Origin of the sequence: Afipia sp. Root123D2, from assembly GCF_001425835.1 — a bacterium.
GTDB lineage: Bacteria > Pseudomonadota > Alphaproteobacteria > Rhizobiales > Xanthobacteraceae > Afipia.
In genome coordinates, this window is the sequence record NZ_LMDP01000005.1 from 123,573 (window position 1) to 149,496 (window position 25,924).

Genomic DNA, 25,924 nt, shown 5'->3' on the forward strand with positions numbered 1-25,924 from the left:
TGTAATGCATTTGCATTGTAAGGTCAATGCCAATGCCTGGTCACTGGAGAGCTCGGCGCGTCCATGCCGAGGTGGACGGAATGGAAATCTGGAATGGCTACTGCCGTCGCCCCGGCCAGGGAAGCACGTCGAAGCGCGACAAATGTGGCAAGTACTAGCCACGCCGCTTCGGCAGGACGGCTCAGGGGGGCGTGGATGGAGGGGGAGTTCGATGTTCAGCTGGAGGGCGAGCGACCTTGGCAAGCTGATTTGTGCCAGTTCTTTACGCGTGAGTCAGTGGCGGAGCTATGTCTACGCCACGTAGCTTTTCCTGAAAATATCCTCACAATGAAATTGCTTGAGCCGGCTGCCGGCCAAGGCGCTTTTTTTCTGCCGTTGCTGCCCCGTTTAGTTGAAGCATGTTACGCGCAAGGGAAGAAGTTTGATATCCTCGGGCCTGTTATCCGCGCCTACGAAATTGATCCCGAGGTCGCAGCGAGCCTTCGCGCCAAGTGCGCTGGTAAGCTTGAGGACCTCGGGATATCACGGGCTAAAGCAAAAGAGATCGCCCAGTCGTGGATCAAGCACGAAGACTTTCTTGAGGCGCGCCCGAGCAAGCGCTTCACGCACATCGTCTCCAATCCACCCTACATTCGCTGGGATGCCATCCCGGCTCGGCTACGCGACGTTTACAAAGCGCGATTTAAATCGTTCAAACAGCGAGCCGACCTCTACGTCGCGTTTATCGAGCATGCGCTCGGGCTGCTGGAGCCCCATGGTCAGCTCGCCTTTTTGTGCCCTGGGACCTGGACGCGAAATGTCTACGGCAACTCCATTCGGGAGGCTCTTACGTCGCAGGGACAGTTGAAAAGTATCATCGACTTTAGCGATGTCGACAGCTTTGAGACCTCGGCCGACGCTTATCCGCATTTCTTCGTGTTCCAGAGAGACATCTCGGGCCCTACAAAGATCTCGTCGGTCAAAGAATTCGACAAAATCGAAAGATCGGGTGACGAGATCGTTAGAGCTTTTTTGCCTTCAGCTTCACCTCTTCTTCTCACACGCGACTCCGCTGCTGAAAATGCGGTCAATGCGGCTCGCCAACGCTTTCCAAAACTAGAAGATGTAGGCTGCACCATTCGCGTTGGCTCTGCTACCGGATGTAATGATGTATTCTTGGGACAAGCGAAAGAGATCGCGATCGAGCGCTCTAGGTTGTTACCATTCGTGAATGCGAGGTCGATCCACGATGGTAAAGTGCGCTGGGCTGGCACGCACATCGTCAACGTATTCGATAGGAATGGGAAGGTCGTGGAACTCTCGAAGTTTCCACGGATGGCCGCCTATCTACGGAAGAATAAGAAGGCCCTCCAATCGCGCGCGAAAGCGAGCCAATCAAAAATCTGGTGGCGGACGATCGATAGCCTTCATCCGGATTGGCACGCGTCGCCAAAATTGCTCATTGTCGATGTGTCGGCTGCGCCGGTAATCGGAATTGACCTCCACGGCTACTGCGCTGGCAGCGGGGTCTATCAGATCAAGAGCGACCATTGGCCCCTCGCTGATCTTTTGACCTTTCTATCCGCGGGCGTCCTCGGTCTTTTCGTGGCGAGCTTGTCCGCAGGGTCAAAGGCGGGATTTCATCGGTTCCAGAAAAGCCAGATCGCAGCTGTTCATATGCCGCAATGGGCGGATTTGTCGCCGGACTGGCGGGTGAAGTTCAAAGATGCGCGAAAGGCGAAAGACGGTCGCGCCGTCCTCAACTTGGTCGCCGAATTGTATGAATGCGACGCGAGCTTGCTGGAAAACCACGTAGCCCGCGATTGGGACGCCTTCTGCTCCAAACGGCCGAGACAGTAGGAGCATCGGATGGCCCAGCTTTCTTGGTCTGAACGGTTAGCAGAGGCTACGGCATCCAAACGCGAACGAACGAAGTTGCTGGTCGAGAAACTTCGGACGCGGCCGACAAGCGAAGCGCCGGACGAGGCGGCTGCCATCGAGCAGAAAGGCGCAACTGCGCCGGTGCTTGAGCACGCCTCTTCGAAAGATCGCGACCTGACTGTGGCGACCGTCGAGCCAAACGAAGACCTCGCACACTTCGTTGATCTCATCGACGATGTGCTTGCAAGTGAAGACATTGTTCACGCGGCTTTGTTTTGGCCGCATATTCCCCCGCGTGCGATTCTTCCCTGGATGCTGCGTGAAGTAAGCCGGGGGCGAGTTGAAAAACCTATCCGGACCCTGTTTTTGAATATGGGGCGCCCGGCCATGCAAGCCGTGGCTGACATTGGCGCACGGACGGCCAAGCTTCATGAACGGGGGCTCTTTCGGAGCGGTGTGGTCGGCGAACGGGTGTCGGGAGCGATCAGTTCCGATGCGCTGTTTTATATGTTTCTGGGGGACCGACAGACCAAGATCGAGTCCGTCCCGCTCGTTTCGATCGTGCCGCACACCGTCGCGCTCAATGATGGCACTTACTGGCGGGACTTCGATGAAAAGACGCTGAAAGGATTCAAGCGTCTGTACCCTGCCGGGCGGCTCGACTCCGTTCGCTCGCACCTCAACCTCTTGGGCTCTGCCGCGCGCAGTCCGGGTTTCGCATTCTTGCTGCCGTCTCATTTTCCCGATGCCGATCGAAAACGGGCACTGCGCTCATTGCCAGGATCGCTCGACCTCGCCGTCATCGATATGACGAAACACGCGCTTCGCGGACGCGACGCGAGCGCCCTGATAAGGACGCTTATCTCCGAATTGTCGGAGACCTTGCGGCAGCCGCCAAAACGGGTGCTGATTCTGGCCGATTGTCCCTTGAGGTATTCGTTTATCCGACGGTCGTTACGAACCTACCGTGGCGCCGGTGTTCTCGGATCAAAATCAGAAGCCCACCGCCTCGTTTGGGCGACGCGCGATCGCGGCTTCGAAGCGCCGGGTGTCCGCGATAGCGCCAGACAGCCCATCGTTGAGACAATCGGCTCGCGAGAGTGCGTTGTCGCCACGCGACTTTGGCATCATGCAAAACAGCTGGACGATGGAAACCCTCTCGCTTCGGTCCTCGAGCAAGGCGCGGTTGCGTTGAAGGGCATGGCGCTGACGGCGTCCGGAGCGGACGCGATCCTCTCGCCTTACACCGATGTTCACGATGTCTACCATCGCGTGAAGCGTGAGCGGCATTCGTTCGAGCCGCATTACAACAAGGCTATGGCCGGGATTGCCGACGGTCACGCGGGTCCGTGGCGAGACTCAATCCAATCGGATCTGGCTGAGGGCTTGGGCTTGGCTGAGGCCTTGCGTGCCGAAACCCCATTGATGCGATATCTGAAGCGCGTGTTGACGGAGATCGATCCAGAAAACGATGTTGTGGTTGTCTTGCGCCATCCGGAAGACGCGCAGCAAGCGAGCGACCGGCTCTTGGATTTTCTGACAACGCCTGGCTCGTTCAAGGCTGGCGTTCCGGAACTTCGGATGACGACGCCTCACCATTATCCCGCCGAGGTGGAGCAAAAAAAACCGACCGTTGTGATCTGGGCCGCCTCAACGGATTTGGGGGCGCGAAGCTTTATCGGCGATGCATTCTGTCCGGCGCAATTCAGGCTCGTCGTTGCAGGGCACGATGCCTTGACGTTGAGCCGCGTTCTCGATGCAGCGGTCGCCGATGAATACGCGGCCTACGCGGGCAGAGCCGCCTTGCTTCGGGCTGCATTGCCGTGGGTCGCCAAAGAATACGGTGGTTTGTCGGTCGCTCATGGTCTGGACTCGGATCGCTCGCGGGTCGCGCTACCATTCGTCGGGCAGGGCTATTTGGTGTTGGACGGCTATGGGAAGATTGCGGCTGGCCCCGGTTCGCAATTTTACGTGCTTGATCCTGCCTCGCATCAATTGGCGCCGAAGGAAGCCCGCGCGCTAGATATCGGCGATGCGGTCTTCGTCATGCCCGATGCGATACGCGAGGAGTTGGAAGCCGCGTTGCGAGAGAAGGACGATAAAGGCCGCACGCTCGAACAGGCTCTGGTCGACCAATACAAGGCCACGGTGAAAAAAGGTATTGAGTCGCTGACGGCTCAATTTGGAGCCAAAGGCCTAACAGCTCGGGTCCGTGACATGCTCTTTGAGCAGAACCCAAGTCTCCCGTCGATCAGCAAGCCAGCCGTGGAATACTGGCTGCGGGCAGCTGAGCGGTCAGAGGTTGATACGCCGCACGCGGCTATCAATCCCCTTCACATCGAGGCGTTCTTGCGTCTGATGGGCGCTGGCGTATTGGCGCGTCCGTTGACCGATGCCGTCCGGATTGTGCGGACGGACCTCCGTCGCGACGGTCATGCAAGCCGCGGCTTGTTCGATCGGCTTCTGCTGGATGCCGACAGCGTCATCCAAGGGCCGCTGTCATCGTTTTCCAAGTTACAGGATGTGCGGCGCGCCGCGATGGAGAGCGTTTTCCCGGTGCTTGAGATGAACCTTGAGAACGTCACTGCGGCGAATGGAAATGAACAGCCCTTTCAGGTGGCGGCGCAATGACCGATCTTCTCTTTCCGAATGCCAATGACGTAAGCCACACGACGAAGGAGGCCGTGGCCTCCGCGATCCTGCAACAAACCTACGATCGGCTCAGGGGCGCTGGGCCGACCGGGCGCGTCATTTACCGGGAAAAGCCTTCGCGGGTAATTCACACCCAACATCTTCTTCCCCGAAGACAACCGTCGTCGGTCGCCGTAACCTATGCCGAGAAAGACGACGTCACGTCGCCAGTTCACGTGGGGACTACAGGCCTCACGTTCCAAATTGCCGATCGGACGCATGCGACGATCACGGTCGGCCTGAAGGCCTGCATCTATCTTCGCATGCTGCCTTCCGCGGCAGACCTATCGGCCGCGAAGGTTGTGTTTAGGCTTTCCAAGAACGCGCGGTCGGTCATCCTCCGCCATCGGCGGGAAGCACTGAAAGAAGCCGAAGACGAAAACCGCGCGATTCTAGGTGAGGACGGTCGAAAGAGCCCCAAGTGGTTCGACATTAAAAACCGGGTGACCGAGCAAGCCGAAGCGAGCGCGCTTTTGGAACTGGGGATCACGGGCGCAATCCTGCAATCGCCTGCGCGGCAAGACGTGCTTGTCTCGATCCTTGCCGAAGGTGACGAAGAGCCAACTACCGACGATCCAGCGGTCGAAGAAGAAGCGAGTGCAGCGACCGATGCGGGCGGGCAGCTTGTGGACGGTTTGTCGGATACCGCCCTTGATGCGGACGACCAGACGGTTCAAACGGCGGCGGCTGGAGACGGAGACACGTTGAGAGCGTTCGAATTTGCCGTAGCCCCCGGCGATGCGAACGCGCCGCCCGACGCCCTCATTGAGCGCGAACAAATCCCGCAAAAGTGGCTTCGCGTGCCCGTGGATCTCGGAGCGTTTCGAATTGAGCTTTCACGCAGCGCCGCCGAAATCGATCGCGATTTGGCGGATTTTAACGCGGAGATGTTGCGGCGTGTCGAGGCCGTGATTGACGCTTGGCAGCAAGACGCGGATCCAGAGATCGGCGGGATGACGTGGGGCTTTCCGGGTGGCCGCGGCACGCAATCGCGAACTATAACACCGGCTGACGTGGTCGCGTGGGAGCAAACGCTCGCGGTGCTCCGAACGAACCGGCGTTTGGCGCGGCCTACGATCATTCCCGTTTTAGAATACGAAAATCTGGAAGACCCGCTTCGTCCGGACGAGCGTACTGTTCGGATTATTCTCGCGAATGAATCCGACCTTCTGGACGCGAAGCTGGCTTTGGCGCGGGAGACCGATTCCACGCTTTATCAGGTCGAGATGTCGGTCGCGTTTGATGCCGGCGTTCACCGGGCCATCCTCCTTGACCGCATCGCGCCGTCGTATCGATACAATCGCTATCTCGAGCATGACGCTCTCGGGATTAATTGCGGCGTGAGACGGCGCGGGCTCACCGACCCGATGGTTCTCGAAACAACCTCGTTGCCGGTTTACTTCCAGCCGCTCATCCGACAGTTCGATCTCCCAACGTCGCCAAATTTCGACGCGCTTGGGTCGAAGGATGGCGGGCTCGATGTTGTGAAGGGCCTGCTCGGCGCGTTCGACGACTGGCTGGCGGATGTTGAGGCGTCGAAGCCGTATGGCCGATCGCTCGATCCTGTCGTCGACGCGGCGGATTACGCGCGTGAAAAGGCGCAGTTTGAATCGATCGATCTGCGCGGTTGGTCGGGAGAGCGTGACGCCATCGCGCGCGGTGTCGCCATACTTGAGAAAGCATTCGCGGCGCAGACGGCCGGGAAAGGCGTATCCGATCCGGAAGTCATCCCCTTGACCGCATGGCGTTTCATGAACCAGGCCTTCGGCCAGTTCTGGAAGGAAAAGAACGCAAGCGTTGAAGGGTGGCGCTTGTTCCAAATCGCGTTCATTCTATCGCAAATCCCGGCGATCGTTTCGCGGATCGAATGTTGGAAGGACAACGCTGCGATCACAGCCAAGGATGATCGGGAGGCGTCGCTCCTCTACTTCTCGACGGGCGGCGGAAAATCGGAAAGCTTCTTCGGACTGCTTGTGTTTTGCCTGGCCTTCGATCGACTTCGTGGCAAGCACCATGGCGTGACGGCGCTCGTTCGTTATCCCTTACGCCTCTTAACGAGCCAGCAAGCGCAGCGTCTTTCGCAGGTATTGGCCGCCGCTCACAAAGTGAGGTGGGTGTGGCAACGTGAGGGGCTGGACCTTAAAGGCGCAGACTTCGATATCGGATTTTGGGTGGGTGGCGGAAATACGCCGAATAACAGAAGCGTCCGCGGCTTTTCGGAAATCCCGACACTCGCCAAGGACGACTGGGACGAAATGTCACGCCGGCGCGGTGACTACAGCATCTACCTGAAGAAATGGGTGCGCTTGTCGAGCTGCCCCTATTGTTCGGGCGCACTGACAGGCGCGGACGGTAAGAAGACATCGACGATCGGCCTGCGACGTTTCCGCGAAGGGCCGCCGCCGGAAGAACGTCTTGCGCACTGCTGCTTCAACCGGGAATGCGCTTGGAACCGGCGGCACAGCGCGAGCGACGCGCCTCATCCGCTTCCGATTCACATTATGGATTCCGACATCTATGCTTATGCGCCTGCCGTCCTGTTAGGCACGGTCGACAAGCTGGCGTTGATAGGCCAGAGCGCGAGGACGCTCATCCGCGTGCTTGGCATGTTCGGCTTTGCGGCGTGGCAGCATCGTGACTCCGGACGGCTAGTCTCGCCGTGGCAACGCGATCAATTCCAGCGCGGGCCCGACGCGTCGGGTTGCCAGGGCGTGTTTCCATTTTATGCCGATGGCAAAAAGCTCTTCTTCGATCCGTATCCCGTCTTGGAAATCCAAGACGAAGCCCACTTGTTGGATGAGTCTCTTGGTACGTTCTCGGGATTGTTCGAGACGACCTTTCTTCATGCGCTGAGAACGCTTTCGCCGTTGCTGGCAGATCAAGTCGTTAAAGAAAATGGCGTTGCGCGCCCGCCAAGAATTGTGGCTGCCTCGGCCACGGTTTCGGACCCTGCGCGTCAGATCGATCAAATCTATCAGCGGCAGGTCGTTCTGTTTCCTCAACCCGGGCCAGACTTGTACGAGAGTTTCTACGCGCGGCTACGCGAACCGAGCAGCGGCGACGCGGCGCGGGATGCCAGCGACAATGCGGAGCATCGGACGCCAACGCGCCGCCGGTATGTGTCGCTTATGACCAATGGGCGCACGCACACCTCGGCTACAGTGGCGATCCTATCCGCCTTCCATCTTACGATCACGCAAGTGCTCAAAGCGCTGATTGAGGGAGATGATGCCGCACGCTGGAACGTGCGTGAAGCGCTCGCTGCGGCTTTGCCATCCGATATCTTTAGGGACGGCCACCGTGCCGCGCTGCTCGACCGTACCGTGAGCCATTCGGAAATCGCTTACGCCGTCGACCTTGATCGAATCGCGCTTCTTTATGTGACGAACAAAAAGGGCGGCGACAATGTGAAAGCGGCGCTCCAGGACGTCATCCGCCGTGATCATAAGCTTGCGGGAATTGACGACATTCCAGGGGTCCGCACTGCTTTAATCACCGGCGCTATCGATGCCGGATTGATAAATGCAATTGTTGCGGAGGCCGGACAGAAACCGAAGGTGGGATCGCCGTTCAAATCGGAGGTTCTCAAGGATTCACTCCGCGGCGTGATCGCAACATCGGCAATCTCTCATGGCGTCGATGTCGATGAATTCAATATGATGTTCTTTGCCGGCCAGCCGTCCGACATCGCCGAATATATCCAGGCCTCGTCGCGGGTAGGGCGAACGCATGTTGGCACGAGTATTTTGATTCCGACCCCGCAGCAACGCCGTGACCGGTATATTGTTGAAATTCACGACATCTTCCATCGTTTCCTGGAGCGAATGATTGATGCCGCGCCCGTGGAGCGTTGGGCGGAGAACGCGATCACGCGAACGCTTGCGTCGTTCCTGCAATTGAAGATTTGCGGCGTTGATTATATCCGCGACATGAGCCGCGCCCGGACGAACACGGACAAGGCGGCGCTGGCCGAGCCCGATAACGTCGGCGAGATTGGCGAGCGATCACGAACCGACCACATCAACCTTCTTGATGAGCTCTGTGAGTTTGTCGTGGATGGTATCGGTCTGGAGCACGACACTTCGCCGCTTAACAAGGACTTCTATCGGAAGCGCATCAATCAGCTCTTTCATGACGCGACGACGGCGATGGAGCAATCCAATTGGAGAACAGAGAACCTCGACAGCTTCTTCAAGCAGCCGGGAGCGCCTCTCAACCGGCCGATGACGAGCTTGCGCGATGTCAACGAAGCAGGATCGATCGAGGGAGGTCTCGGGACCGGCTCAGACAGCATCCGCAGAAGCGATCTTGGGCGTGTTATGTCGGCCCTGATGCGAGGCAACAATAGCTGGACGGCCGGGGAGACCGGGGAATGAGGACTTATGGCTAGACCACCCGCCGATACTGCCCGCGAAGCGGATGCTAAGGGCCCGTCCATGAGCCGATCGCAGGCGCAGATCGCCATGAGTTACGCGCCAGGGCAGCATTTTACGTTTGAGGGGGCTGCGGGCGCTTGTCAGGCCATGCCGTCTCCGAATGCGACGCCTGCGCGGCCAGAACAAACGACAAAAGTTCAAATCGAAATGCGCATCGACGAGGTTGCGCGTGCCTGGTTTGATAAAGCGATGGCCTGTCGGCAAAACGAGGCCGATGTTCCAGCGCCGTTACCGGAATTTTGCGTGGACGTTTCCCTTTTGGATACATCACGCACGCAATACAGCTTTAGGCCGACGGCGTTCGTCTATTTGAAGCCCGACCGGATGGGTTACCTCCCGCGCCCGACAACGCTGATATGCAGCGAGTGCGGTTTGATCGAAGCGACGGCAAATCCGAAGCAGATGGGACAGCGCCTCTCGGAACTCAGCGAGGCATGCGCGCATCCGAAGCGTCTCAACGATCCGTCGAACTGCTCGTGGGGTCAGCTCGACGTCATCTTCGCTCACTGGTCCGGCTCGTGGAAACCGGCAAGCCCCAACATGACAGTCTACGATCAGGCGACCCGTCGTCCGATCAAGCGATTTGCGGTTTGCGGCAAATGCGGAAGTCGTCAGTTCGTCCTCAACAAGGATCAGGTGGCGCTTTCGAATTGGTCCTTCTCGTGCGCGAACTGCGGGACAAAAAATCCCGATCCATGGGTTGAGAAGTGCGACGAGACGCTTGGACGGATCGCATCATCGATCGGGCCCGGCGGAAATATCGTCGGCGAAGCGTCCATGGAGAAGATCAATTACGCTGCGTCTTCGGCTTATTTTGTAAAATCCGATACGTTCATCACGTTTCCCGAAGGGTCAGGGATCGAAGCGCTGGAGCCGGGTCAGGCGCGACTGCTCGCGGGTGTGATCGAAAGGCTTGTCGGACTGGAGGGGCCAGCGCTGGACGACGCCGAGGTGACGGCGCAGCTGTTGGCGAAAGAGCGTAAAGCAGAAGCCAAGGAGTTCGACGAACTCCTGCAAGGCTTGAAGTTGGCCACCGACAACAATAACCAGGTGGTGGCGGACTTCATGATGAAGATGAGAACCGAGCGGCTTGCCAATTGGCAGCAAGCTGGATGGCTCCAGCGCAACGCCGCGTTACCGCTTGCTATAACGATGAAGCTTCAACAGCGGCACGAGTGGACGGGAAAGTACGATCCGTTCCGGCTTCTAGTCGAACATTCGGCGCTGACGAAGACGAAGCTTCGCGGAGAGATTGTCGGTGGCAGGGCGAGCTATGTCGACTTCACCAATCCAGATGAGTGGCTTGTGCCGCCGTATTCACCACAACGCACAACGATGGTGCAGAACGCCGAAGGGGCGATGCGCTTTCTGGGAGTCCGGCGCGCTGGCCTGATCAGCAAGTTCGATCTCTGCAAGTTCAGCTATGGATACTCTCGAGTGGGCAACACGCCCAAAATACTCAAGCACGGTCGCATGATGCCGGTCCGTTTGAATCTCTTTCCGAAGGTTCAGACGGCGCAAGAGTCGCGCCACCCGGTTTACGTGCTCGAGCAATCGAACGAAGCGTTCTATTTTCAACTCGAAGAAGCTCTCGTGCGGGCGTGGCTGTTGCAGCCGCAGCTGGGGTGCGCCGATGCCACTTTGCTGAGTGATTACCCCGACAATTTCGCGGCGGCTTTGCTGAGTTCAGCAGAAATCATGTCAGGCTATCTCGAAGAGCATGATCGCAAGTCAAACCCGACAATCTATAAAATGACCTATGCGTTGCTGCATTCTTACTCGCATTACATCATGCAGGGGATACAGCAGTTCTCGGGTCTTGATCTAGGATCGATCGGCGAATATCTGTTTCCGGCCGATCTCGGGTTTGTAGTCTACCGCAACGGGATGACGCTTGATCTCGGCGATCTATCGGCGCTGTGGCGCAATCACCATGAGGCGTTTCTCTCTTACCTCCGCAACTTCCCGACATCACTGGGTTGCAATCTCGGAAATCTCTGCATGACGAAGGGCGGAGCCTGTCCCGACTGCATCATGATCCCGGAAGTGATTTGCTTGACGGCGAACAAATACCTCAGTCGCTCAACGCTCATTGGCCGCGGCCGACCCGACTTTATCGTCGGTGAAGAACGCATAAAGGGTTATCTCCAATTCGCGCTTGAAAATGCCAGAGCTGCTCAATGATCGTCGTTTCGATGCGCTGATCGGCGAGCTTTATCCGCTCGCCACGCAGGCCGCGCGGATCATCGCGCATTTAGCCGACAGCACGGATGCGATCGGCCGTTCGGATCGTGATCTATCATCTCGGTTGCGAGGCGTTTCGGCTGAGCACGTTGCCATCGTTCGTCGGGCGCTGATCGAGAATGGCCTTGCCACGCGGTCGAGCTTTGCCACCCGACTGCACTCAGAGCCTTCTGTGCTTGTTGCATTGGCTGAGCACCTCCAAGGCGTCGCCGCCTACCTTCGTGTCCATAAAGATCGGGACGAGGTCCGGTTGGTGCTCACGGAGCCCGGCTTGAAGAGTGCGCTTCGCCGGGCCATCGATGACGCGCAAGCGCTCTGGCCGACTGTCTTTCAGACGACCGATGCGTTTTTCAACCTGGCGCGCGGTGCCAAGCAGGAATTGGTTGTCCTCTCCCCGTTTTTGGACCCTCAAGGAGTGGAGCTGTTGCTGGAGCTATTCACACTTTGCCGGCCCGAGGTACTCCGTCTTCTGATTTCAAGGCCCTTGGCAGAAGCGCAATGTGGGGACGCGTTCAATCCACGCGCTGCCGATTTCCGCCGCCTGAATGTATCAGTGATCGAATATGCGTTGCCTTCATCGCTGCCATCCGGTCGCGAGACGTTCCACGCGAAAGTCGTATTGGCCGATGATTCGGAATTCTACGTCGGCTCCAGCAATTTTATGGGTTCGGCGCTCGAACGGTCATTTGAGTGTGGCGTGTTCGTCCGAGGCGAGACAGCAAGGCAAATGCGGTCGGTTCTCCTCGCCGTTCGCGCGGTAGGTGTTCCGGTTCTCGACTATTTATGACGGCGTTGACGGGGCCGAACAGCCGACCGACAACCCTTTCTCTCGGAACATCATCAGGGCCCCCTTGGATTCAGGGCTTTACGAACCGCATCGTGCTGAGACGTCTCTTGGAGAAAGTGTTGGAATCCACCGGACCAGATCGCGGCCGTTTTGTCAGATGAGACGAGCCAGTCGCCGACCGTCGCCGGCGGCGGCACTCCGCTGCCGCCGATATGGATACGCAGTGCGTGGAACATCTCGATCGATTTACGATCAGGTGGAGCATGCGGATCAAAGCCACCGTTCCACCAGTCAACAAATAGCAAAGGCGCAGGATTCGGTCTCGACCGAGCCTCCGCGAGCAAAGTATTAAGATGAAGATCTCCAAGGCCTGCCCCGACCACATAAATCACGTCTGCTTCCATGACATCGCGCGTGAGCGCGGCGTAGAAATATGGCAGCGGACGTTGCTGCAGTCGCGACAGCTTATCGAGGCCGGTCACAATCGGCGTCCGCAAGACTCCCGATCCGTCCATCCGGCGCAAGTCGCTGCCGAAGAAGTTCGCTGATTTACGCGCCTCCTTGGGATCATCAAACCATACTAGGTCGGCGAAAGGGCCAGCCGCGGGATGGTGTGAATAGCTCATGTGCACCGAGCCGTGTAGGTAAAACAGGCTCGGATCGCTCCAGCGATCCCAGAACCCATCGACGTCGAACACTGTTTCTCTTGCGCCCTTCCGATCATAGCCGGTGTAGAGCGTTGGAAGGGCCTGGAGCGCGAAGTCATCGTAGTTTGTGGTGTAGAGACGTGGGATGCTTGCCGCCTCCAAACCGGTCAGGAATGCTTTGAATGAATGGACCGGGCAAGCCGGTGCGGCACTCCGTGCTGCAACCTCGTCGTAAATGACCTCGGTCATCTTGCTGACCAAAGCTCGCAATCCGTCGTTGGTCGTCTTTGAGGTGTCCTTCAGAAATGGGACGAGGATAGGACGAAACTCGTCGACCGCGCCTGCATTGGGTCGCTGCAGGTAGATGAGTTCGTGTGCGCAATGATAGATTTGCTCAAAGTGAACGATTCCCGGATTGTGTAGGTAACGCTTCAGCCGGCGTTTGATTGTCTTGAAGGCCACGTCGCCTTTTTGGCTCTGCACCCATGGATCAGACATCACCGCCCCTTCGATGATGTCGGTGAATTTGATCGTTGCCGGGATGCCGTATTCGATCGATGCGCCTGCTCCCAAGATGATGAGCGCGCGTTCCTTAGCCTTCGACATGCATTGTACTCGTGTAGTCCACTTCGAATGTCATGTCTCGACCGCGGTCTGGACGGTGAGCGATGTTTCGACCGGCGTGAAGATATCGACGTTGATGCCTGGTGTTCGAATGGTCACGACTAAAGCGTATCGCGCCAGCGCGTCGAAGCGTTCTAGATAGGGCTTTTCCTTCCACCAGCCGCCGACAGGAAACACGCCGACCGCGTCGCGCTCGGCCAGGTCGGCTGCGCTCCCGGACCAGAAATCGGCATGGAGAGATCCGCGATCGCGGAACGTGCCCAGGAGCCAGTCCTCGCCGCCGCCGCCTGGCGCACCCTCTTCTTCATCCCGAGCGGCTTGATTGATGCGGGCTCGGAATTCGTCGACGCTTTCGGTCGCCAGCTTCATCCGAAAACGCAAGCCGTGCGAAGCGTATCGGTGCCGGCGTGTCCAACCGCGCTCGCCGGGATTGGGCTCGATGAAATATGACAGTGTCACGCGCAGCTCAACCTGCGCATCTCCAAGACCCGCAAGTTCGTCTTTCGGCCACGGCAACCGGTGCAACTTCATGTCGCGCGTCTTCGCCGCGGCCGTGCCCTCGCGCTGGAAGGGCTGCAATTCATCCTCGACGATCAAGGTCAGATCGTTGCGCGTCGACAGCAATGCCCGCCCGAGATCAGGTACGCCGTAGCCGTAGCGACGGACGAGGGACTGGATCTGCGTCTTCGCTCCGTGACAGGCATCGATCCGCGCCCGCATCGCTGGACTCCACTCGGCCGAATGCACAATCAGGGCACGGATTGTTTCAGGCCAGAAATTCGGCCGCGCCGCCAGGATTGCGCCGGCCATGCCGGCAGCGTAAGCGGTTGCGGCGCTGGTGTCGCCGATCGTCGTGAAGTGGCGGTTCTCCGGGCGGAAATAGGTGGTCAGGATTTGAAGGTCGTCGATCGGCTCTCCTGGCGAGGCGCCGTCATGGGCGAGATTGCCGCCTTCGAAAACGACATCCGGCTTGACCGGCCATTGCCGATCCCAAGTCACCGACGTTCGGCTGCGTGGCGACAGCTCACCGGCCGGCGCGACCGGCGCGTATCCGACGAAGTCCGGATCAATGATGTCGACCCTGTCGGTGAAGGCGCCGACCGTCAATGCGTTCCAAGCCTGCGCCGGATCGTCAACCGGTTCGAGGTCGTTTTTCGTCAAATGATCCGCGGGCGTCAGCTCGTCCGCAATATTGCCCGCCGACAGGATGATCAGGCGGCGGATTGCTTCCTCGAAACACAATTGGTCGACAGCCGCCGACCACGACGTCGGCCGTCCGCGCGCCGGGTTCGCGCTCGTGACGGCCATCGCAATCACCCGCCGCCGCTGCGGGGCCTGAATCTCAGCGCGCGCGATGGCTTCGCCTGTGATCGCCCCGTAGAGCTCGGGATCATTCGCCGGTCCCGACGTCGGCGGCAGGATGCGTACGCTCTCGAGGCGATACGCCGGCGCTATCGGATCGCTCCCTGCGAGCACCGGGACGAGATCGCCGTAGAGGCTGACACCTGCCATGCGCGTGCCGTGGCCTTGCCAGGCTGGCGTGTCGTCTGCGCCCCATGTTGGGTTGATCGTGTGCCAGTCGGCTTCTGCGAGTGACGGTTCGATCAGCGGGTGGGTGCGGCGCACCCCGCTGTCGAGCAGACACACTGCGACGCTCTCTTCCGCGGGTGCCGCAAGCCGAGCGAGCAACTCGTCGCTCCACGCTCTCTGCTCCGCGCCGCCAAGCCCCATGAAGAATGCGGGGGTGTCCTTTGCTCGGCGCAGTTCGGCAACGACGTCGCTGTGGGCCACGAGTCGATCGAGCGCCGCGGCATCCGACAACGCCAATACCACCTCGCGCTCCGGAAAGCGTACGGCGTGAGCCCGGAGCGTGATGTTCAGGGCCTGCGCCACGCGCTCGAAATTTTCTCGGTACCCGTCGCGCAGCCACACCTCCCACCACACACGCTCATTTGCTTGGTTGGGAAAAAGGCGTTCTTCGTCGGTGAACAGCGAGCGCGCCGTTGCTAGGCGAACAGTGTCGATGCGCGAGACCAGCGGTTCGTTTCGGGGGCGCCCTGACTGCGTGTCCGTCGTGCGATAGGCTTCGATTTTGCGAAGGTAGAAGTTTTCAGCGCGCGCGGGCACGAACACCGATGCGCGCAATGGATCGCCTGGCTGTTCCGGTTCGCGCACGGCGACGACTTCCATATGCTGCCGGCGGTCAGCCAAGAGATCGAGGCCTGCGCGCTCTGAACCGGGCAACTGAATCTCGAGATAGAAGCCGGGCGTGCCGACAGCGACGCCTGCGTCTCGCTCCGCCATTTGGTGGCGGGCGGCATCGAGCGCCTGTCCAACGGTTTGAGCGAGCGCGTGTGCATGGGCCGCGCGCTCGCGATCGGGCAGCGCTGGGGGTGTAATGATTTGGTTCGGCCGCCGGTAGGCCTCCCGCACACCGTTGTTGCGCAGAAGGAGGTGCGGCCGATCGCGCGGAAAATCGTCTGCCATGTGCGCGCTGCTAGCCCGTCAACGAGGCGCGCCGACGCTCCGTTAACGCTTCTTGCAGCGTTTCCGATGTGATCCGCTTGCCGTTTCGCAAAAGAGTGGACTTTGCTGCATCGTCGGCGGCCCGAACGATCTCTGCCTGCGACAGGTCGACCGCCTGTTGTGCGGCCTCCGTCCAGGAGAGTCCGCGGGTGTCGAAGCGGCCGAGCCTCGCCCTCAGCAGCGCTTCGGCCAAGCCGGCGTTCGGCACGGCATACTCGATCACGTCGTCGAAGCGTCGAAACAGCGCCTTGTCCAAGAGCTCGGGGTGGTTGGTCGCGGCAATGACAAGACCATGGCTTTCGTCCTGTTCCAGAAACTGCAGAAACGAGTTCAACACACGGCGGATCTCGCCGACGTCCTGTCGTTCGCTGCGTCGCGCGCCAATCGCGTCGAACTCGTCAAAGAAATAGACCCCGCGGGTCGCCTGCATGGCGTCGAACACCAAACGCAGTTTGGCGGCGGTCTCGCCCATGAACTTCGTGATCAGTCCATCGAGCACGATCGTGAACAAGGGCAGATGCAACTCGCCCGCCAGCACGGCAGCGGTCATTGTCTTGCCCGAACCGGGCGGGCCGACCAGCAGCAGCTTGCGCCGCGGGTGAAGGCCATGATCGCGCAGGTTCTGCTGTTGGCGCTGTTCGCTCAGCACACGGCCGAGGCGGACGCGGAGCGCCTCCGGCAGAATCATGTCCCCAAGCCGGAGGTCCGGATAGCGCGCATTCAGGAGTACGGCGAGTTCCCCTTTGGGTTGGACCAGCGGAACAGGTCGCGCCTCCCGCCCGATCGCTGGTTCTTTCGTTTTCGCCGCATCCACCAATTCCTTGAGCTCCTGGGCCAGCTTGCCGTGACCTTGCCGGGCTTCGTGCGCGGCAAGTTGCATCGCGGTGGCGAGGAAACGGTCCTTGTCACCGTCGATGTGGCTCTTCAGCAAGGTCACGATGTGGCGGGCGGTGGTCATCGTCGTTTCTCTTCGGCTCTCCGTGCGCAGCGCACGAAACGTTAACTTTTCGATTGTGATTTGTATCGCGGAATCGTGTCTTTTCCCTTGTCACTTCCGTCCGGTCGCGATCTCATAGAATTCCCCACGCCCGGTAACGCCCTCGCCCCGTCGCCTCCCGCAGTCCGAGCTCGGCGACGAGGTCTTGCGCCGCGCGCGGCGTGATTTTCAATTCTTCCGCGATCATGCCGGCCGAGACGATCGGCCGGGTCAGGACGTAGTCGAGCAACGCCGGCAATCGGGAGGTGGAGCGGCGGCCGGCGAGCTTGCGGGCGAGCAGCGTGCGGGCGGTCTGCCAGCGATCGTGAGCCTTCAGCCCGGTGTCGGCCGCCGCGGCGATTGCCTCGAGCTGCACGGCAAGCCGGGAGGCCGCGTCGCGCGGCCGCCGCCGCTCGCGCGGGATCGCTTTGAGCCCGTCATGGAGACAAGGCAGATGCCAACGCGTCTTGCCGCGCTGGCGCAACAGCGCGGCGGCGAGCAGCCTTCCGAGCCATGGCGTGTGCTGCAGCGGCTCGATCGCGGCCCAGGCGTCGGCGGCGATCGCCGCCGCGAGAGCCGGAGGAAGGCTGCGCGTCTGACCGACGACGGCGCGCCAGTCATCGAGCCGTTCGTCCTCGTCCCAATCGAGGTCGTAGACCAGCGGGTCGCGCTCGGGCGCTCGCTTCGCCTGGCTGGCGATCTCGCCGGCGAGGGTCTGGTCGGTTTTGGCGATCGCGGCGTCGAGCGCTGCATAAGCGTCAGCCAGCCGATCGTCGGGCGCTGCCACCTCGAGCGACACATCCAGTTCAGCCTCACCATCGGCATCGTCTGGATCGGCCTTCACTCCGCTTTCCCCCTTTCGGCTGCCATCTTCTTCTTCCCGGTCGCCCTGACCGCCCCGGCCCCGCAGTCCGGCGAGCCCGGCGGCCGACAGCGCCCAATCCGGCTTGGCGTCGGCGATGCGCCGTCGCGCGCGCAATACGGCATGTGCGCGGGTCAGCTCGTGGGTCGGCGCGCGGACGTCCATGCCGGCGTCGTGGAGAACGAGATCCTCGAGGTGGACGAGCTCGCCCTCGAGCCACAGAGTGGCGCAGGCATCGGTGAAGTGAGTCCGCGCGGCCCAGCCGGCGCGGATCGGGCTTTTGGCGAGACGCTCGTCGAGGCGCGCGACCGCGTCTTCGGCGGCCGCCAGCGGCCCGGCGATCTGGCTCCAGGGCAGCGGATCGGGGATTTGATAGCCAGTTGGCAAGGCTTTGATAACCCTAACAGGAATCGATTAAACGGAAGCTATCACGCCTTTCACTTCCGTCATAGCGATGCCTTTTCGCGCACCCCTCTCACTATCGATAACTAGCCCTTATCGATAGTGTTGGACGGCACGGCGCAAATCAGCGATTCTGAGCGCCCGCAGCCGGGAAAATCATCCCCCGCCGGGCCTGCCGACGAGAGAAGGCATCCCGTGCCAGCGCCCTCCCTTCTTCCGGAAGAGACTGTCCCCTACCCTCCCGGTCGATTTCGGCGCCGGCTATTTGCCTGTGGGCGCGATCGCGGTCAGGAATCGTCGAACAGGCTGTCGCGAAAGGCCTTGTCGGCCGGCCGACCCTCAGTCTTCCCGCCGCGCTGTCCGAGTTCTCGGCCGAAGCGCACGCCCTGCTCGACCAGGGAGGCCGGCTCCGGCTCAAGCTCGGCATCGAGGTGCTCAAAGCCGGGCGTTATCTCCGAGACCTTGATCGCGGCAATGTCCTCCTCAGTCAGATCGACGGTCCGAACGGCCCGACGATCGAGCCTGGTCGCACTGGCTTCGTCGGCCGGCGCCGGCCGCGGCTGGTTTTGTTTCGCGTGACCGCCCATGACGCTTCCGTCCGTTCGCCCCGATACTAGCGCAAGGGTGTCTTTCCCGCACGGTGGCCGTTGAAAGTCGGCGCGATCTTCCTTATAGTCACGATGGTCATTATGGTCATAGGAGCGGATCATGACAGCCCCCCGAAAAACCCAGACCCTCGAATCGGATCATTGGACCGTCGCCGGCGCCAAGGCGCGCCTCTCCGAGGTGATCGAGCGCGCCCAAAGCGGCCCGCAGATCATCACCCGCCACGGCAAGCCGAGCGTCGTCATCGTCTCGGCCGAGGAATGGGCGCGCAAGACCGTCCGCAAGGGCACGCTGGCCGAGTTCCTGATGGCCTCGCCCCTGCGCGACGCCGATCTCGACCTCGATCGGGCCCGCGACCAACCGCGCGACCTCGATCTATGAACGTCCTGCTCGACACCAATGTTCTCTCGGAGGTGCGCCGGCCGACGCCGGACCCCAAGGTGCTCGCCTGGCTCGATACGGTCGACGAGGACCGGGCCTTCATCAGCGTGGCGTCGATCGCCGAGCTCCGGCGCGGCATCGCCCTGATGGACGATGGCCGCCGTCGTGAGGCGCTGAGCGTCTGGCTCGCGGAGGATCTGCCGGCGCGCTTCGCCGGTCGGATCCTGCCGATCGATCCCGCGATCGCCGAACGCTGGGGCGACCTGATGGCGCAAGCCCGCCAGAGCGGCTTTGCGCTCTCGGTCATGGACGGGTTTTTTGCGGCCACGGCACTGGACCGCGAGCTGGTGCTCGCGACCCGCAATACCAAGGATTTTGCGGCGCTGGGCGTGCCGCTGTTGAACCCCTGGACCGATAAAGGTGCGCCGGCATGACCACCCCTGCCCGCCTCCCGGACGCCGCCTCGCTCGAAACCGTCCTGGCCGGGCTCGATCCAGCCTCGGTCGACGCCGACCTCATCCCTGCGCTGGCCGCCGCGTTTCCGGGCTTTGCCTTTGGCGTCGCGCCGATCGACGACGATTACTGGCGCGACACCAGGTCGGTCCTCCGGCCCGACGGCACGCGGATTGGTGAATTGCGGCCATGGATGGCGGCCGAGATCGCCAAGGACAGCGGCGACATCAAGGCGGTCTGGTTGCGCCTGAAAGAGACCGATCTGCAGATCACCGAATGGCGCGGCACCGGTGCCTTCGTGTCGGCGCCGACCGGGCCCGGCGCGGCCGACTATCTTCAGATTGCGCTCGGACGGGAGACCGAATGGCGCGCCGGCCCGATCGTCAACCCGGACTATCGACCCCGGGGAGAATCGGAACTACTCGATCCGAGCTGGCCTCGCACCGATCAGATTCTGGACTCCGATCGCCTGTCCGGCCCGGTCTATCGGCTCCTCGGCCGCGCCGGCGGCGCGGTGATCCATGTCCGCAGCTTCCTCGATCGCTGCGGTCGCGTCGAACGCGAGAAGCGGGAGGCCAAGCGGCCCGAACTGGAACGGCGTGTCATTCGCGAGAGCGGGCCGGGCGGAACGCGCGAGACGCCGTTCCTCGACGCGGTCGCGGACTATTTTGATTTTGTCCCGCGCGAGCTGCGGTTCTTTCAGGACTGGGAGGAATCGAGCGCCAGACCGCAGCGCGTCTTCGCCCATTGGGCGCTCGACGCCCGCGATTACACCCACCAGGGCGAGCGCGAGGTCGGCTTTATCCCGCGGCCGCTGCAGCCGCCAAAGGAGCGGCTGCTCATGACGCCGGAGGCTTCGGTTCACCTTCTGATGGACCGGGTCGAGGCTGTGGACCGAGAGATCGGCCTGCCCTTCGGCTGGTTCTTCCTGATGACCCACGGCCACTGGGTCGACCCCGATGTCGGACGCACCATCGCTGAGGGCCTGATGGCCCAGCGCGTCCGCCTTCCCGACCCCGACGCCTGCGTGCTGCTGCGCTGGGCGGATCGAAGCTACGGCTTCTGACGGAGCGCTGCCGATGGACGACATCACCTCCCGCGCGCTGATCTCTGACCCCGAAACCCGGCGGGCTCTGCAGCTCGACGCGTTCTCGGCGATCCTGCCGATGGAACGGCGCGATCGGCTCGCCGAACTCCTCACCGACGACGACGTTGCGACCCTAAAACATCTCGCTCGCGAAGGCATGGGCGAGAACACGCTGCGGGCACTCGCCTCCGATCTCGCTTACCTTGAGGGCTGGGCGAAAGCCGCGACCGGCGCGCCACTGCCGTGGCCGGCGCCGGAAAGCCTGGCCCTGAAATACGTCGCGCATCACCTGTGGGATCCAGCCGAGCGCGAAACCGATCCGCAACACGGCATGCCGGCCAAGGTCGCGACGGAGCTGCGAGAGGCCTTACTGCTTCGGACCGATGGGCCGCATGCGCCGTCGACGGTCAAACGCCGGCTGGCGAACTGGGGCACGCTGCATCGCTGGAAAGGGCAGGAGGGTCCGTTCCACGCCCCCAGTCTTCGTGCGGCCTTGCGGCTCGCGGTCCGGGCCAGCGTCCGGCCGCGCCAGCGCAAGAGCAAGCGGGCAGTGACTCGCGACGTGCTTGACCGGCTGCTCGCGACCTGCCGCTCCGACCGGCTCGTCGACACCCGGGATCTCGCGATCCTGCTCCTCGCCTTCGCCTCCGGCGGCCGGCGCCGCAGCGAGGTGGCGCGGCTTCGCGTCGAGCAGATCAGCGACGAGCCCGCCGTGCCGCTCGACCCCAAAGACCCCCATTCGCCAACCTTGCCATGCGTAACGATCCAGCTCGGCCGGACCAAGACCGGGGTCGCGGACGAGGGGGGCGGGGTGCTTTTGATCGGGCCGCCAGTCGACGCGCTGCGGGAATGGCTTGAGCGCGCCGACATCGCCAAAGGACCGGTGTTCCGCGCCATCGACCGCTGGGAGGCGATCGAGGAACGGACGCTGACGCCGCAGTCGATCAACCTGATCGTCAAGCGGCGTTGCGCCATGGCCGGCCTGGAGCCGCGGGAGTTTTCGGCGCATGGGCTGAGGTCGGGGTATCTGACGGAGGCGGCGCGCCAGGGCGTCGCGTTGCCCGAGGCGATGCAGCAGTCGCAGCATCGGTCGGTGCAACAAGCCGCCAGCTATTACAATGAGGCAGAACGATCGTTGGGACGGGCAGCGCGCTTGATTCTCTGATGCACCATGGGCCCCGACCAGCGGCAGGCCTTGCCCGCACATGGCAGTTCTCAGCTGAGAACTGCCAGCGGCGAGTTGAAGTTCTCAGCTGAGAACACTTCGGCTGGGCCAAGTGGTTAATTTCCGTTAACCCTTATTTGCTTGACCGACTCGGAGAAGTCGCCGAATTTACGCTCAACGTGGAAAATTTGGATACCGAGCGTATATGACGGCTCTAGCAGCAAATGATGCCAGCCACCGAACCGGCAAGAAAGTCCGCTCTCTAACGCGGCTTGTGGAGTCGGATGCCGATCTTCTTAGCGCCCAGCTCAAGGAGTTGCGGCTCCGCGCGTTTCCACCGTCGTCTCTGAAAGAGCTCCGCAAATTCACCTCCGGCGAAGCAGCAAAGCTGATCGGCGTTACCGACGCCTATATTCGCCATCTCTCACTTGCCGGCGACGCCCCTGAGGCAGAAAAGACGGCTCGTGGGCGCCGCCTATTTTCATTGGAGCAAGTGCACGAAATCCGACGCACGCTTGCGAAGACCAAACAGAGCTACGCCCCGAACCGTCGCGAGGGTGAGCATCTCCAGGTCATCGCTGTCACGAATTTCAAGGGCGGCTCTGGCAAAACCACGACCGCCGCTCACGTGGCGCAACACTTCGCGATGAGGGGCTATCGCACTCTGGCGATTGATCTTGATCCTCAAGCATCGCTCTCTGCCTTATTCGGCCTCCAGCCAGAATTTGATCTCCAAGAAAACGAAACGCTGTATGGCGCAATCCGCTACGATGACGCTCGCCGACCGTTGTCCGAGATTATCCGGAAAACCTATTTCTCGGGCCTCGATATCGTTCCGGGCAATCTCGAGCTCCAGGAGTTCGAGCACGATACGCCAAAAGTCCTGGCCGAACGCAACCGCGGCTCCGAGCGCATGTTTTTCTCGCGCATCGCAAGTGCACTCGCGTCAGTTGAAGACAACTATGACGTCGTCATTCTCGACTGCCCGCCATCTCTAGGTTTTCTCACGCTCTCCGCGCTATGTGCCGCTCGCAGTGTTTTGGTGACGATCCATCCTCAGATGCTCGACGTCGCGTCGATGTCGCAGTTCTTGCACATGACTGCGAGTCTTCTCGATGTGGTCGAGCAAGCCGGCGGCGACGCCGATTACGATTTCTTTCGTTACGTGATTACGCGTTTTGAGCCCACCGATGGTCCCCAGGGCCAAATCGTTGGGCTCATGCGCAGCCTGTTCGGCGAGCGTGTCCTTACGACCGCAATTTTGAAGTCAACGGCTATCTCAGACGCGGGGTTGACCAAACAAACGCTGTACGAAGTCGGCCGCGAGAATTTCGTTCGAAGCACCTACGACCGCGCTCTTGAATCCCTCGATGGCGCGCATGCCGAGATCGAGAATCTTGTCAAAGAGGCATGGGGGAGGGCGGTGTGAACAAGCGACGTGACGCGCTCAAAGCCATGATGGCCCCAATCACCGCGCAGCCATCATCCGATGACCGGCAAACTCGCACCCCGGTCAAATCGGGATCGCTTAAGGCTATGGGACTCTCTCTGCAGAGCCTATCGCAGGATGCCGACGAAGCGAGAGCCCTACGTGAGCAACTCGCTGGTGGAGATCACGTGGTGGAGCTCGATCCCGCGCTGATCGATCCATCCTTTATTCGCGACCGGTTGGACGATGCGAAGGCTGCGGAGTTTGAGGCCTTTCAGGCCAGCATTGCTGAACATGGGCAACAAGTCCCGATTCTGGTGAGACCGAGCCCTCAAACGGAGGGTCGATATCAAGTTGCGTATGGGCATCGGCGACTAGAAGCGCTGCAGCGCCTTGGCCGACCAGTTAAGGCCATTGTCAAACACCTGAGCGACGAGCAACTCGTGGTGGCCCAGGGCCGAGAGAATCTCGAAAGGCGCGATCTCTCTTTCATCGAGCGCGCGCTCTTCGCAGCGCGGCTTGAGGATCACGGGTTCGCTCGGTCAGCGTTGACGGCGGCCTTGGCGGTCCACAAGGGCAATCTGTCGACCATGATCACGGTCGCGCGCAGCGTCCCAGAAGAGCTCATCGTCGCCATCGGTCCGGCCCCAAAGGTTGGCCGGCCTCGGTGGGAACAGTTGGCAGAACTTCTCCCAAAGACCGGCGACAGATGGCGCCAAGCGATCGTGTCACCTGGCTTCGATGCTCTTGAAAGCGACTCGCGCTTCGCCCGGGCCCTCAAGGCACTGTCACCTCGTCAGGCCAAAAAGACCAAACAGGTCATCAAGTCAGATACTGGCGCCCCCCTCGTGCAGATCGTGCAGGGAAAAGATCGCCTTCAATTCACGATCGAAGAGAAATCAGCGCCCGCTTTCGGATCTTACCTGATTGAACAGCTACCCGAAATCTACGCGGCGTTTCGACGCCGCGCCGATGTGTAAGCCGCGTTCCCGCAATACGAAGAAGGATTCATAGCGGCAAAAGAAAAGGCCCCCAAACGTTTCCGTCCGGAAGCCCTCTCTCGTCTGTTTGGCGACTGACAGAGAATCACTTCCGCGAATCGCAGTCAAGTGTCTCGTGAGAGACGGCGTCGTTTTGGCGAGCCGATTTCCTTTGCCCTGAAGAGGCAAAGACATGCAGTCACACGCTCCAACGACGCCCTTTGGGCGGCGATCACTGACGCTTGCCCACGTGGCAAGCCAAATGGTGGCCACCACGCGGCCACCCGAGAAGGTCGTACACAAATGGAAGATCTTTCACGCCATCTGCACGGCGCGGCCGCGGCTGGGTGTGTCCGAGCGTTCGCTCTCGGTTTTGAACGCGCTTCTCACCTTCCATCCTGAGACCGCGCTCACGGGAGAGGACGATCTGATCGTCTTCCCGTCGAATTATCAGTTGTCGCTGCGGGCGCATGGGATGCCGGCATCGACATTGCGGCGTCACCTTGCTGTACTCGTCGATGCTGGCTTGGTCGTTCGGCGCGATAGTCCAAACGGCAAGCGCTATGCTCGCAAGGGCAGCGCCGGCGAGATCGAGCTGGCCTTCGGCTTCGATATCTCGCCACTGGTTGTCCGATCGGAGGAATTCGAGAGCCTGGCGGCGGACATTGAGGCAGAAGCGCGGGCGCTAAAGCTCGTCCGTGAGCGGATCACGCTGTGCCGGCGCGATATAGGCAAGATGATCGCAACCGGTATCGAGGAAGGCGTCCCGACCCGTAGGGGAGGGCAGGGGCCGGCCGATTGGCAGGAGGTCCACGCCGCCTTCCGCTCGATCATCGACCAGATTCCGCGCACGGCAACGCGGCAAGAACTCGAGCCGATCGCCGAAGAGCTGTCACAGCTTGCCGATGATGTGCTCAATCTTCTGGAAACACATATCAAAACCAAGAATCCTAGCGCCAATGAGTCCCATTCTGAGCGCCACATACAGAATTCAAATACAGACCCCCTTATTGATCTTGAACCTAGCCTTCGAGAAGGCAGGGCGGCGAGGGCTGAGCCAACACCCCAAGCACCGAGGGTGGCGGAAGGGACCTATCCGTTGGGAATGGTGCTGAGCGCCTGCCCCGATATTGTCGATTACGCCAAGGGCGGGATTTCGAACTGGCGGGATTTCCTCGCCACCGCCGCCGTGGTTCGATCGATGCTCGGAATTAGTCCGAGTGCCTGGGAGGAGGCGCAAACGATCCTCGGTGAGACGCCGGCTGCGATTGTTGTCGCGTGCATTCTGCAGCGTGGCACGGCGATCAGGTCCGCCGGCGGTTACCTGCGCGGTTTGACTCGAAAAGCGGAGGCCGGAGAGTTCTCGCTCGGCCCGATTTTGATGTCGCAGATCAATTCGCACCTCAACGAAAAGCGGCGGGCGTGACGTAATGGTCGACCTCATCTTCACCTCCTCGCTTTGCCTGGCATTCTTGAGCTTTAGCCATGGACGCACTTGGCTGCGAGCAGGTGATCGAGCGCCCCGGGGGTCGCGGAAAACTGAAACTGCGCGGCCGTTCCGCAGTGCTCGGTCTCTCCGCGCGGGCCGCACGCATCCTGGGAATCGCCAAGACGATCGTACTCGTCAGGACAGGTCGGCGCTTCCGAAATGTCGTCCGTCGGCAAATGTGCGAAACGCCGCAACGATCACATGGCCGTCCCTTTTGATCCGTCCGCCGAAGATCCGGGCGCTGGCGACGATCGCAGATCTTTCCCCTGTTCGGGCTGT

Annotated in this window: 17 protein-coding genes; 12 read left to right on the forward strand and 5 right to left on the reverse strand. The window is 60.9% G+C overall.

Annotated elements, in window-relative coordinates:
• Positions 1-93 precede the first annotated feature (93 nt).
• From ASC80_RS22150 to ASC80_RS22170, 5 genes are read left to right on the forward strand one after another with little or no spacing between them, the layout of a single operon-like run.
• Positions 94-1,839, forward strand: coding sequence for an Eco57I restriction-modification methylase domain-containing protein (locus tag ASC80_RS22150; RefSeq protein WP_244487342.1), 1,746 nt, complete (start codon positions 94-96; stop codon positions 1,837-1,839).
• A gap of 9 nt (positions 1,840-1,848) precedes the next feature.
• Positions 1,849-4,491, forward strand: coding sequence for a hypothetical protein (locus ASC80_RS22155; RefSeq protein ID WP_056301941.1), 2,643 nt, complete (start codon positions 1,849-1,851; stop codon positions 4,489-4,491).
• Positions 4,488-8,927 (forward strand): DEAD/DEAH box helicase family protein, encoded by a 4,440-nt coding sequence (locus tag ASC80_RS22160; RefSeq protein ID WP_056301942.1) that lies wholly within the window; start codon positions 4,488-4,490, stop codon positions 8,925-8,927. Before ASC80_RS22155 ends, ASC80_RS22160 begins: the two co-directional genes overlap by 4 nt.
• 60 nt (positions 8,928-8,987) lie before the next feature.
• Positions 8,988-11,171 carry a DUF8724 domain-containing protein gene (locus tag ASC80_RS22165; RefSeq protein ID WP_056301944.1) on the forward strand — a complete coding sequence of 728 codons (2,184 nt, stop codon included), beginning with the start codon at positions 8,988-8,990 and terminating at the stop codon, positions 11,169-11,171.
• A complete protein-coding gene (locus tag ASC80_RS22170; RefSeq protein ID WP_244487343.1) occupies positions 11,152-12,018 on the forward strand; it encodes a phospholipase D-like domain-containing protein in 867 nt (288 codons plus the stop codon). The genes ASC80_RS22165 and ASC80_RS22170 overlap by 20 nt, the downstream gene beginning before the upstream one ends.
• A 53-nt stretch (positions 12,019-12,071) precedes the next feature.
• Here the strand turns inward: ASC80_RS22170 and ASC80_RS22175 are convergent, their stop codons facing one another.
• From ASC80_RS22175 to ASC80_RS22195, 5 genes are all read right to left on the reverse strand, one after another.
• The gene (locus tag ASC80_RS22175; protein WP_056301947.1) at positions 12,072-13,271 is read right to left on the reverse strand and encodes an SIR2 family protein; all 1,200 of its coding nucleotides are present in this window, start codon (positions 13,269-13,271) and stop codon (positions 12,072-12,074) included.
• A 30-nt stretch (positions 13,272-13,301) separates the two neighbouring features.
• On the reverse strand, positions 13,302-15,776 hold the full coding sequence (locus ASC80_RS22180; RefSeq protein ID WP_056301949.1) for a S8 family peptidase: 2,475 nt from the start codon (positions 15,774-15,776) through the stop codon (positions 13,302-13,304).
• Between the two features lie 10 nt (positions 15,777-15,786).
• Positions 15,787-16,773 (reverse strand): AAA family ATPase, encoded by a 987-nt coding sequence (locus ASC80_RS22185; protein WP_056301950.1) that lies wholly within the window; start codon positions 16,771-16,773, stop codon positions 15,787-15,789.
• Between the two features lie 112 nt (positions 16,774-16,885).
• Positions 16,886-18,049 (reverse strand): RHE_PE00001 family protein, encoded by a 1,164-nt coding sequence (locus ASC80_RS22190; protein ID WP_056301952.1) that lies wholly within the window; start codon positions 18,047-18,049, stop codon positions 16,886-16,888.
• 293 nt (positions 18,050-18,342) lie between these two features.
• A complete protein-coding gene (locus ASC80_RS22195; RefSeq protein ID WP_056301953.1) occupies positions 18,343-18,642 on the reverse strand; it encodes a hypothetical protein in 300 nt (99 codons plus the stop codon).
• Positions 18,643-18,763: 121 nt separating this feature from the next.
• Between ASC80_RS22195 and ASC80_RS22200 the strand changes: the two genes are divergently transcribed.
• From ASC80_RS22200 to repC, 7 genes are all read left to right on the forward strand, one after another.
• The gene (locus ASC80_RS22200) at positions 18,764-19,042 is read left to right on the forward strand and encodes a type II toxin-antitoxin system Phd/YefM family antitoxin (RefSeq protein ID WP_056301955.1); all 279 of its coding nucleotides are present in this window, start codon (positions 18,764-18,766) and stop codon (positions 19,040-19,042) included.
• Positions 19,039-19,476 carry a type II toxin-antitoxin system VapC family toxin gene (locus ASC80_RS22205; RefSeq protein ID WP_056301957.1) on the forward strand — a complete coding sequence of 146 codons (438 nt, stop codon included), beginning with the start codon at positions 19,039-19,041 and terminating at the stop codon, positions 19,474-19,476. Before ASC80_RS22200 ends, ASC80_RS22205 begins: the two co-directional genes overlap by 4 nt.
• Positions 19,473-20,561: a hypothetical protein gene (locus ASC80_RS22210; protein ID WP_056301959.1), complete on the forward strand. Its 1,089-nt coding sequence runs from the start codon at positions 19,473-19,475 to the stop codon at positions 20,559-20,561. Before ASC80_RS22205 ends, ASC80_RS22210 begins: the two co-directional genes overlap by 4 nt.
• A 13-nt stretch (positions 20,562-20,574) precedes the next feature.
• Entirely contained in the window at positions 20,575-21,747 is a 1,173-nt protein-coding gene (locus ASC80_RS22215; RefSeq protein ID WP_044414607.1) for a site-specific integrase, read from the forward strand.
• Between the two features lie 205 nt (positions 21,748-21,952).
• Positions 21,953-23,176, forward strand: coding sequence for a plasmid partitioning protein RepA (repA, locus tag ASC80_RS22220; protein WP_024584969.1), 1,224 nt, complete (start codon positions 21,953-21,955; stop codon positions 23,174-23,176).
• Positions 23,173-24,156, forward strand: a complete 984-nt coding sequence (gene repB / locus ASC80_RS22225; RefSeq protein ID WP_111772144.1) for a plasmid partitioning protein RepB — start codon at positions 23,173-23,175, stop codon at positions 24,154-24,156. The genes repA and repB overlap by 4 nt, the downstream gene beginning before the upstream one ends.
• Positions 24,157-24,349: 193 nt before the next feature.
• Positions 24,350-25,582: a plasmid replication protein RepC gene (repC, locus tag ASC80_RS22230; protein WP_044403887.1), complete on the forward strand. Its 1,233-nt coding sequence runs from the start codon at positions 24,350-24,352 to the stop codon at positions 25,580-25,582.
• Positions 25,583-25,924: the final 342 nt, after the last annotated feature.

Bases quoted from the DNA above. Each gene is read 5' to 3' on its own strand.
- ASC80_RS22175 (WP_056301947.1), bottom strand. From the start codon at position 13,271: ATGTCGAAGGCTAAGGAACGCGCGCTCATCATCTTGGGAGCAGGCGCA.
- ASC80_RS22155 (WP_056301941.1), top strand. From the start codon at position 1,849: ATGGCCCAGCTTTCTTGGTCTGAACGGTTAGCAGAGGCTACGGCATCC.
- ASC80_RS22160 (WP_056301942.1), top strand. From the start codon at position 4,488: ATGACCGATCTTCTCTTTCCGAATGCCAATGACGTAAGCCACACGACG.
- repC (WP_044403887.1), top strand. From the start codon at position 24,350: ATGCAGTCACACGCTCCAACGACGCCCTTTGGGCGGCGATCACTGACG.
- ASC80_RS22195 (WP_056301953.1), bottom strand. From the start codon at position 18,642: ATGGGCGGTCACGCGAAACAAAACCAGCCGCGGCCGGCGCCGGCCGAC.
- ASC80_RS22150 (WP_244487342.1), top strand. From the start codon at position 94: ATGGCTACTGCCGTCGCCCCGGCCAGGGAAGCACGTCGAAGCGCGACA.
- ASC80_RS22210 (WP_056301959.1), top strand. From the start codon at position 19,473: ATGACCACCCCTGCCCGCCTCCCGGACGCCGCCTCGCTCGAAACCGTC.
- ASC80_RS22200 (WP_056301955.1), top strand. From the start codon at position 18,764: ATGACAGCCCCCCGAAAAACCCAGACCCTCGAATCGGATCATTGGACC.
- ASC80_RS22205 (WP_056301957.1), top strand. From the start codon at position 19,039: ATGAACGTCCTGCTCGACACCAATGTTCTCTCGGAGGTGCGCCGGCCG.
- ASC80_RS22170 (WP_244487343.1), top strand. From the start codon at position 11,152: ATGCCAGAGCTGCTCAATGATCGTCGTTTCGATGCGCTGATCGGCGAG.
- ASC80_RS22165 (WP_056301944.1), top strand. From the start codon at position 8,988: ATGAGCCGATCGCAGGCGCAGATCGCCATGAGTTACGCGCCAGGGCAG.
- ASC80_RS22180 (WP_056301949.1), bottom strand. From the start codon at position 15,776: ATGGCAGACGATTTTCCGCGCGATCGGCCGCACCTCCTTCTGCGCAAC.
- ASC80_RS22185 (WP_056301950.1), bottom strand. From the start codon at position 16,773: ATGACCACCGCCCGCCACATCGTGACCTTGCTGAAGAGCCACATCGAC.
- ASC80_RS22215 (WP_044414607.1), top strand. From the start codon at position 20,575: ATGGACGACATCACCTCCCGCGCGCTGATCTCTGACCCCGAAACCCGG.
- repA (WP_024584969.1), top strand. From the start codon at position 21,953: ATGACGGCTCTAGCAGCAAATGATGCCAGCCACCGAACCGGCAAGAAA.